General features: G+C 67.1%; 8 protein-coding genes and 1 pseudogene. 1 reads left to right on the forward strand and 8 read right to left on the reverse strand.

All coding sequences use genetic code 11. The features are described 5' to 3' along the window. Window positions 1-43 precede the first annotated feature (43 nt). From ACDP63_RS00230 to secG, 8 genes are all read right to left on the reverse strand, one after another. Window positions 44-766: a transporter substrate-binding domain-containing protein gene (locus ACDP63_RS00230; RefSeq protein ID WP_024842450.1), complete on the reverse strand. Its 723-nt coding sequence runs from the start codon at window positions 764-766 to the stop codon at window positions 44-46. 24 nt (window positions 767-790) lie between these two features. Beyond that, entirely contained in the window at window positions 791-1,615 is an 825-nt protein-coding gene (locus ACDP63_RS00235) for an ABC transporter ATP-binding protein (RefSeq protein ID WP_051419446.1), read from the reverse strand. A 145-nt stretch (window positions 1,616-1,760) separates the two neighbouring features. Further along, window positions 1,761-2,222 carry a TerB family tellurite resistance protein gene (locus tag ACDP63_RS00240; protein ID WP_024842452.1) on the reverse strand — a complete coding sequence of 154 codons (462 nt, stop codon included), beginning with the start codon at window positions 2,220-2,222 and terminating at the stop codon, window positions 1,761-1,763. Between the two features lie 52 nt (window positions 2,223-2,274). Beyond that, window positions 2,275-2,571, reverse strand: coding sequence for a DUF1330 domain-containing protein (locus ACDP63_RS00245; RefSeq protein ID WP_024842453.1), 297 nt, complete (start codon window positions 2,569-2,571; stop codon window positions 2,275-2,277). Between the two features lie 70 nt (window positions 2,572-2,641). Beyond that, window positions 2,642-3,550 (reverse strand): polyphosphate kinase 2, encoded by a 909-nt coding sequence (gene ppk2 / locus ACDP63_RS00250; protein ID WP_024842454.1) that lies wholly within the window; start codon window positions 3,548-3,550, stop codon window positions 2,642-2,644. A gap of 63 nt (window positions 3,551-3,613) precedes the next feature. Continuing rightward, window positions 3,614-4,069 carry a hypothetical protein gene (locus ACDP63_RS00255; RefSeq protein WP_024842455.1) on the reverse strand — a complete coding sequence of 152 codons (456 nt, stop codon included), beginning with the start codon at window positions 4,067-4,069 and terminating at the stop codon, window positions 3,614-3,616. Window positions 4,070-4,117: 48 nt separating this feature from the next. Further along, window positions 4,118-5,761 carry a CTP synthase gene (locus tag ACDP63_RS00260; RefSeq protein ID WP_024842456.1) on the reverse strand — a complete coding sequence of 548 codons (1,644 nt, stop codon included), beginning with the start codon at window positions 5,759-5,761 and terminating at the stop codon, window positions 4,118-4,120. A 148-nt stretch (window positions 5,762-5,909) separates the two neighbouring features. Next, window positions 5,910-6,443, reverse strand: a complete 534-nt coding sequence (gene secG / locus ACDP63_RS00265) for a preprotein translocase subunit SecG (protein ID WP_028709844.1) — start codon at window positions 6,441-6,443, stop codon at window positions 5,910-5,912. Window positions 6,444-6,497: 54 nt separating this feature from the next. Between secG and ACDP63_RS00270 the strand changes: the two are divergent. After that, window positions 6,498-6,790 (forward strand): annotated as a pseudogene (locus ACDP63_RS00270) (AAA family ATPase); the annotation flags it as partial.

A 6,790-nucleotide genomic window follows, 5' to 3' on the forward strand; every position in this document is an offset into this window, starting at 1 on the left:
CCGCCGGTTTGGCCGCCGCGGCCGGTGCCGCGGCGGCATCAGGTCATTCGTAGGTCTGCGCGTCCTCGCCGAAATGCGTCTTGATCAGCGCGTTCAGGCTGCCGTCCTGCTTCATCGCGGCGATCGCCCCGTTCAGCTTTTCGCGCAACTCGTTGTCGGACTGGCGCACGCCGATGCCGATGCCCTCGTCCAGGTGGACCTGCTCGCCGACGAGGATCAGGTCGTCGCTGTCCTCGACAAAGGGGCGCATGACTTCGTGATCGCCGAAGGCCGCATCGGCCTCGCCATTGCGGACGGCGGCGAAGACCTGGTCGATATTCGGGTATTCCAGCATCGTGGCCTGGGTGTCGGCGATATGGGAGGCCTGGACCGTGCCGGTCTGGACCGCGACGATGCCGGTCTCCAGGTTCGCGCCCTCGTCCAGCGCGACATAGGAGGACGGCGCCGGCGGCAGGTAATCCTCGGTGAAGGCGATGACCTGCTTGCGTTCCTCGTTGATGCTCATCGCCGCCATGATCGCGTCATAGTTCGACGAGACCAGGTTCGGGATGATCGAATCCCAGTCGTTCTTGACCCAGGTGCATTGCAACTCGGCCCGCTGGCACAGTTCGTTGCCCAGATCGACCTCGAAGCCGGCGACCTGGCCCTGGTCGTTGATGAAATTGTAGGGAGGATAGGCGCCCTCGGTGGCGATGCGCACCGTTTGCGCCATGCCCATGCCCGCGGTCAGCGCCAAGGCTGCGGCTGCAAGCGTCAGTTTCTTCATGTCCTTGCTCTCCTGTCGGTTCTTTCATTCGGCCATGGTGGCGCTCAGGAACTGGCGCAGCCGCTCGGACCGCGGCGCGCCGAAAAGCTGCGCCGGCGGTCCCTCTTCCTCGATCCGGCCCTGATGCAGGAAGACGACGTGATCGCTGACATCGGCCGCCAGCCGCATGTCATGGGTGACCAGCAGCATGGTGCGATGCTCGGCCGCCAGATCCTTGATGACGCGCACCACCTCCTGCTGCAATTCGGGGTCGAGCGCGCTGGTCGGTTCGTCCAGCAGCAGCGCCCTGGGCTCCATGCACAGCGCGCGGGCGATGGCGGCGCGCTGCTGCTGGCCGCCCGACAGCTGCGCCGGCCAGGCATCGGCCTTGTCGCCGATGCCGACCTTGGCCAGCAATTCGCGGGCCCGCGCCTCGACCTGGGCCGGGTTGCGCTTCAGCACATGGACCGGCGCCTCCATGACGTTTTGCAGGATGGTCATGTGCGACCACAGGTTGAACTGCTGGAACACCATGGACAGGTTGGTGCGCAGCCGCGTCACCTGCGCCCGGTCGGCAGGCACGCGGGCCAGTCCGGTGCCGCGCCATTTCACCGCCTCGCCTTCGAACAGAATCTCGCCCTGCTGGCTGTCCTCGAGCAGGTTGCAGCAGCGCAAGAGCGTCGACTTGCCCGAACCGGACGAGCCGATCAGGCTGATGACATGGCCGCGCGGCGCCGTCAGGCTGACGCCCCGGATGACCTGGAGCGGGCCATAGGCCTTGTGCAGATCGCGGATTTCTATCACCGGCACGCGGGTCGGATCTGCGGTCGGATCTGCGGCAGGATCGGGGGCCGTGACGGGCGCGGCCATGGTCGGTTCTGTCTGGCTCATGGGAATATGAGGCGATATTTGCTGCGCGATTGCAATGTTTTCGTCACTGGCCTTCCAGGCAGGGCGCAGGCATGGATCGCCGGCGCGGGGGGCGGCACAGGCGGGCCGGGGCGGGGCTGCGCGTTCACTTGCCCGACAGCCCCAGATCGTCCAGCGCCCTTTGCCGCGCCAAGGCCGAATCGCGGTCGTTCACGCCCAGAAGCCCGGCCACCAGCCGCACCAGCGATTCCTCGTCGGCGCTGCGGGCCCCGTCGGCATAGGCGATCTCCCACAGGGCGGCGACGATCTCCTGGCGCTCCTGCAGTTCCACGCGCTCCTTGATGATGCGGGTGAAGCGGACGGTGTCGGGCGCCTCGGCCTCGATCATCTCGGCTGCGGCGCGTCGCTCGGCCGCCTCGGCGGCGTCCAGCCCCCGGCGCCGGGCCAGAACCTGGTCGATGCGCTGCCGTTCAGCCGTGCCGTAATGGTCGTCGGTGCGCGCCAGCCGCACCAGCAGCGAGGCGATGGCGACCTCGGCATCCTGGCCGCTCAGATGCGGGGAATCAGGGCGGACGGCGAAAAGACGGCTCAGAAGATTGCGAAACATGGCCGGATATTAGGGTATTTTCGCGGCGCAACAATATCCCGCGCCAAATTTGTCAGGCAGATTCCCAGCCCTCGACGATGGCCAGATCGGCGATCGAGCAGGGCCGCCGCAGCGCCAGGGCCGCCTGGTATTCCGGGCTGTGATAACAGGCACGGGCGGTTGCCAGATCGGGAAACTCGATCACCACCGCGCGGGGGCGCATCTGGCCCTCGACCACCTCGAGCGCACCGCCGCGCACCAGGAAACGTGCGCCATACCTGGCGAAGGCGGCGGCATTGGCCTGGCGATAGGCTTCGTATGCGGCGGGGTCGTCGACCGTGACATGGCCGATCCAATAGGCTTTGGGCATGGCGTGTTCCTTGCGGCTGTTCCGTGCCGATCATGCCGCGCAAGGGCGCCGCCGCAAGCCCGATCCCGCCCTAGTAACGTTGCGGCACGTAAAGCTCGGGCGGCAGCACCTCGCGCTCGTAATCGGGGTTGAAGACCCGGTCGGGCAGGGTGATCTCGTCATGCGGCACCGGGCCATAGGGGATCATGGTCAGAAGATGGGCCATGCAGTTCAGCCGCGCCCGCTTCTTGTCGTTGCCGGGCACGATATACCAGGGGGCCTCGGGGATGTTGGTGCGCTCGAACATCTCTTCCTTGGCTTTGGTGTAATCCTCCCAGCGGATGCGCGATTGCAGGTCCATGGGCGACAGCTTCCACTGTTTCAGCGGGTCGTGGATGCGCATCAGGAAGCGCATCTGCTGTTCCTCGTCGGTGATCGAGAACCAGTATTTCACCAGCCGGATGCCGGAACGCACCAGCATGCGCTCGAACTCGGGCACGTCGTCGAAGAATTGCCGGACTTCGTCCTCGGTGGCGAAACCCATGACTCGCTCGACCCCGGCACGGTTGTACCAGCTGCGGTCGAACAGCACGATCTCGCCCCCGGCCGGCAGGTGCGGCACGTAGCGCTGGAAATACCATTGCGTCTTTTCGCGGTCCGAGGGCGCGGGCAGCGCCACGACGCGGGCGACGCGCGGGTTCAGCCGCTGGGTGATGCGCTTGATCGCGCCCCCCTTGCCGGCGCTGTCGCGGCCCTCGAAGATGACCACGACCTTTTCCTTGTGATGGGCCACCCAGTCCTGCAGCTTGATCAGTTCGGCCTGAAGCCGCAGCAGCTCGCGGAAATAATCGGCGCGCGGCATCTGGTCGGGATGGGTCTGGCGATAGATGCGGGCGATCTCCTGGGACAGGACCGCATCCTCCATCTCGATCTCGACATCCTCGTCGAGCGTGTCCTGAAGTTCGGCTTCAAGCCAGTCCTTGGGCGTCTGGTCCTGCATGGGGATCTCCTGCTGCGCTTGCCTGCGATCTAGCCTTGCAATGTGACAATCCGGTGTCGCTCCTCAGAACAGCGCCGCGCAGTCGCGGATGATGCCAAAGGCGAAGCCGCCGCCGCTGGCATCCGCCACCGTGCCGCACCAGCGCCCGTCGCTGGAAAACAGGCTCTTGCTGCCCCTGGGACGATAGGCGACGCGCTTGCCGGTCACGGTGAACAGGTTCAGCGTGCCCGAGCCGTTCGGGGCGTAATAGCCGACGACCGTGCCGTCCGCGGTGAAGATCACCCGCTTCTCATTGGCCGGATTGCGCGGCGAATTGGCATAGCGCGAGGCGCTGTTGGCCGGGCTTGCCGCCGAATTGGCGGCGGCATGCGGCGAGTTCGCCTGCCGCGAGGGCTGGTTCTGCGGCGCGCCCGGCCCAAGGTCGAAGGGCAGGCGCGTCTGGTCCAGCAGGAATAGCGGCGCATCCGCCAGCGCAGGCAGGGCGCAAAGCATCAGGGCGGCGAGCGGGGCAAGGCGCATGTCGGAACCGTTTCGTCTGGTTCCGACACTATGGCGCGGCGCGGCGGTTCAGACCAGCCGCTCGTTTTCCATCGCGGCGCGGACGAAGCCGGCGAACAGCGGCGCGGGCTGGAACGGCTTCGACTTCAGCTCGGGATGCGACTGCACGCCGATGAACCAGGGATGGTCGCGATATTCCACCACTTCCGGCAGCCGCCCGTCCGGCGACATGCCGGAAAAGCACAGCCCCGCCGCCTCCAGCTGGTCGCGGTATTTCGCATCCACCTCGTAGCGGTGGCGGTGGCGGTCCTCGATCTCCAGCGCGCCGTCATAGACTTCCGAGATCTTCGAGCCCGGCGTCAGCACCGCCGTATAGGCGCCCAGCCGCATGGTGCCGCCCTTGTCGTCGGTCAGCTTGCGCTGCACGGTGTAATTGCCCTGCACCCATTCCTTGAGGTGATAGACGACCGGGGTGAAGCGGGTCTTGCCGGCCTCGTGGTCGAACTCCTCGGAGCCGGCGTCGGGCATGCCGGCCAGGTTCCTGGCCGCCTCGATCACCGCCATCTGCATGCCCAGGCAGATGCCCAGATAGGGCACCTTCTTCTCGCGCGCGTATTTCGCCGCGGCCACCATGCCCTCGGTACCGCGCTCGCCGAAGCCGCCGGGCACGATGATGCCGTTATAGCCGTCCAAGAGATGCGCGCCTTCGCCCTCCAGCTTCTCGCTGTCCACCCAATCGGCACGCACGCGGACGCGATTGGCCATGCCGCCATGGGTCAGCGCCTCGGCGATGGATTTGTAGGCGTCTTCCAGCTGGGTATATTTGCCGACCACGGCGATGCGGACCTGGCCCTCGGCATTCTCCAGCCGGTCCATGACATCCTCCCAGCGCGTCAGGTCGGGACGCGGCGCGGGGCTGATCTGGAAGGCGTCCAGCACCGCCTGGTCCAGGCCGGCGCGGTGATAGGCCAAGGGCGCCTCGTAGATCGACTTCAGGTCATAGGCCGGGATCACCGCATCGGGGCGGACGTTGCAGAACAGCGCGATCTTGGCGCGTTCCTTTTCCGGGATCGGCTGCTCGCTGCGGCAGACCAGCACGTCCGGGGCGATGCCGATCGAGCGCAGTTCCTTGACCGAATGCTGGGTCGGCTTGGTCTTCAGTTCGCCGCTTGCGGCCAACCAGGGCAGCAGCGTCAGATGCACGAAGATGCATTGCCCGCGCGGGCGTTCCTGGGCGAATTGCCGGATCGCCTCGAAGAAGGGCAGCCCCTCGATATCGCCCACCGTGCCGCCGATCTCGCAAAGCATGAAATCGACCTCGGCCTCGCCCACGGCCAGGAAGTCCTTGATCTCGTTGGTGACGTGGGGAATGACCTGGATGGTCTTGCCCAGATAGGCGCCGCGGCGCTCCTTTTCCAGCACGTTGGAATAGATCCGCCCCGACGAAACCGAGTCGGTCTTGCGCGCCGAGACGCCGGTGAAACGCTCGTAATGGCCCAGGTCCAGGTCGGTCTCGGCACCGTCGTCGGTCACGAAGACCTCGCCATGCTCGAAGGGGCTCATGGTGCCCGGATCGACGTTCAGATAGGGGTCGAGCTTGCGCAGCCGGACGGTGAAGCCGCGCGCCTGCAACAGCGCCCCCAGCGCCGCCGAGGCCAGCCCCTTGCCGAGCGAAGAAACCACGCCGCCGGTGATGAAGATGTAACGCGCCATCGAGGGGCCCCCGTGAGTAATCCAATAAGAGATCGCGGCCCGAATCTGGGCGGTTTCACGGGACTCGAGTCATATCCGATTTGTCCCGTGGCCGCAACGGACCGCAAGTTGTTGTAAGGGGCGCCGGATGCGCCCCCAAGTTCTGGTGTCAGTTGTTGGCCGGTGCCGGGCTTTCCTGCGCGGGTTCCCCGGCAGCAGGCGGCGTCACCGGCGCGGTCGCGGGCGCGCTGCTGTCTTCGGCGGGCGCAGCGGGCGCCTGGGCCGGGGTTTCGGCCGCGGGAGCCGTTGCGGGGGCCGGCGGCGCCACCGGCTGGCCGGCGCCCGGAACCACGGGCTGGCCCGCGCCGGGCGGCGGGGTATAGTCGCCGATGCCGGGCAGGCTGGTCGCCGGGGCCTGCTGGGTGCCGCCCAGGTTCAGCTGGTCCACGATCGAGCCGCTGGAGGCGTTCTGCGCGGCGATCAGGGTCAGCGTCATCGAGGTGATGATGAAGCCGATGGCGAAGATCCAAGTCAGGCGCGACAGCGCATTGGCCGCCTGGCGGCCGGTCATGACGCCGCCTCCGCCGCCGCCCATGCCAAGGCCGCCGCCTTCGGACCGCTGCAACAGCACCACCCCGATCAGCAGCACGGCGAGGATCAGATGCACGGTAAGAACGACGTTTTCCACCACGGGGCCTTTCATTCAGCGACGCGCCTATCTAGTCACCAAGGCGCGGATTGGCAAGCGGGGGCGGGCATGGGCGCGTTGATGATCCAGGGGACCGGGTCGAATGTGGGAAAATCCCTGCTGGTGGCGGGGCTGTGCCGGGCGGCGCTGCGGCGCGGGATCAATGTCGCGCCCTTCAAGCCGCAGAACATGTCGAACAATGCCGCCGTGACCCCGGACGGGGGCGAGATCGGCCGGGCGCAGGCGCTGCAGGCGCGGGCGGCGGGGCTGGCGCCCTCGGTCCACATGAACCCGGTGCTGCTGAAACCCGAGACCGACCGCGCCGCGCAGGTGGTGGTGCAGGGCCGCGGGGGGGGGGGGGG

Source organism: Paracoccus sp. P2, assembly GCF_046335115.1.
GTDB lineage: Bacteria > Pseudomonadota > Alphaproteobacteria > Rhodobacterales > Rhodobacteraceae > Paracoccus > Paracoccus pantotrophus.

Coding starts and splice junctions, on each gene's coding strand:
- ACDP63_RS00230 (WP_024842450.1), bottom strand. CDS start 766: ATGAAGAAACTGACGCTTGCAGCCGCAGCCTTGGCGCTGACCGCGGGC.
- ACDP63_RS00255 (WP_024842455.1), bottom strand. CDS start 4,069: ATGCGCCTTGCCCCGCTCGCCGCCCTGATGCTTTGCGCCCTGCCTGCG.
- ppk2 (WP_024842454.1), bottom strand. CDS start 3,550: ATGCAGGACCAGACGCCCAAGGACTGGCTTGAAGCCGAACTTCAGGAC.
- ACDP63_RS00260 (WP_024842456.1), bottom strand. CDS start 5,761: ATGGCGCGTTACATCTTCATCACCGGCGGCGTGGTTTCTTCGCTCGGC.
- ACDP63_RS00245 (WP_024842453.1), bottom strand. CDS start 2,571: ATGCCCAAAGCCTATTGGATCGGCCATGTCACGGTCGACGACCCCGCC.
- ACDP63_RS00235 (WP_051419446.1), bottom strand. CDS start 1,615: ATGGCCGCGCCCGTCACGGCCCCCGATCCTGCCGCAGATCCGACCGCA.
- ACDP63_RS00240 (WP_024842452.1), bottom strand. CDS start 2,222: ATGTTTCGCAATCTTCTGAGCCGTCTTTTCGCCGTCCGCCCTGATTCC.
- secG (WP_028709844.1), bottom strand. CDS start 6,443: ATGAAAGGCCCCGTGGTGGAAAACGTCGTTCTTACCGTGCATCTGATC.